At 65.7% G+C, this 1,378-nt stretch carries 1 protein-coding gene; it reads right to left on the bottom strand.

Going from position 1 to position 1,378, the window contains the following annotated elements:
- Positions 1-28: 28 nt before the first annotated feature.
- Positions 29-1,087 carry an IS110 family transposase gene (locus tag ACFYTQ_RS37550; protein WP_064909816.1) on the bottom strand — a complete coding sequence of 353 codons (1,059 nt, stop codon included), beginning with the start codon at positions 1,085-1,087 and terminating at the stop codon, positions 29-31.
- Positions 1,088-1,378: the final 291 nt, after the last annotated feature.

The raw sequence follows: 1,378 nt of genomic DNA, 5'->3' as shown, positions 1-1,378 counted from the left end.
CGGACTCACCGGGAGGCTTCTATGTTTGTCAAGTCGTCGCGTTGGCCTGCGTCAGGGTTCGGTGGATCTGCCGCGTGACATACCGTTTCAGGCATCGTGTGACCTCGCGTTTGGTTTTGCCTGCGGCCAGTCGCCGTTGCAGGTAGGCGCGGGTGTTGGGGTCGGTTCGCAGCCGGGTCAGCACGATCGTGTGAATGGCTCTGTTGAGCTGTCGATCGCCGCCGCGGCTGAGCCGATGCCGGGTGGTGTTGCCCGATGATGCTGGAATCGGAGCAGTCCCAGCGATTTTCGCCAGCGCGGCCTCGGTTCTGATCCGGCCTGGGTGTGACCAGACGGTGAGGATGACCGCAGCGGTGACGGCTCCAACCCCGTGCAGTGCCAGTAGTTGCGGGGCGTGCTCGGCAAGAATCTCGTCGAGCTGGGCACGGTTGGTTTTCAGCTGGTCGCCGAGTTCATTGATCCGTCGGGCCAGCCGGATCGCCTCGGCGCGGGCGACTGCCAACCCGATCGGCTCGTCACGGCGGCGCCAGGAGGCGACTTCGGTGATCTGGGCCGCCGACAGCGCCCGGCGCGCGTCGATGCCCAGGTCGTAGGACCTGATCAGCGCGGTGAGTGTGTTCACGGTGCGGGTTCGTTCGGTGGCCATCTGGTCGCGGGCGACGGTGAGAATGTTCAATGCGGCCCGCACCTGGCCGCGACGCCGGTCGCGCAGATCGTAGAGATCGGTGACGATTGTCGATCGGGCGGCGGTGACTGCGTCGAGAGTGTCGGTCTTTCCGTTGTCCCGCAACCGTTTCGCCGAGGGCGTCGGTGCCTCGACCACTCGGTAGCCGGCGTGTTCGAGCCTGTCAGCGGCGATCGCACCGTAGCTGCCGGTGCCCTCGGCAGCGATCAGAACCGTGTCGATCTCGCTGTCAGTTCGGCGACCGATCCACGCCTGGGCGCGTGCCAGTCCCGCCGTCGTTGTCGGAAACGTTGCCTGGTCGATGATGCGGCCGGTCAGGGATTCGACGACGGCGTAGCTGTGCGTTGCGGCGTGCGTGTCGACGCCGACGACGAATCGGTAGTGGTCTGCGACGATGGGCAATGCGGTGTTCTCCTCCAGCCGGGGTGGACGTCGTGACCGGCGTCGGCCCGGGTGAGAGTTACTACGAGGCAGACCTGTAATGAGGCACAACCGTTCCCGCGGTTGGACAAGCTTCTGATCAGGCCATCGTGGTGCGCCGGGCAGCGCCGGCCTTCAGACCGAGAGGACAACTCCCGGGAAGAGCACCCGAACGGGGCCAGGCGATTCACGAGTCACACCCGGTCTGAAGAACCAGCACCACCCTGCCAGCCAGCCCCAGGCCAGCCACCACAAACACTTACAGGCGGTTCA

It is taken from the genome of Nocardia sp. NPDC004068, from assembly GCF_042874315.1.
Classification (GTDB): Bacteria; Actinomycetota; Actinomycetes; order Mycobacteriales; family Mycobacteriaceae; genus Nocardia.
The sequence above is the reverse complement of the archived record's forward strand: the minus strand, read 5'-3'. Positions and strand labels throughout refer to the sequence as shown.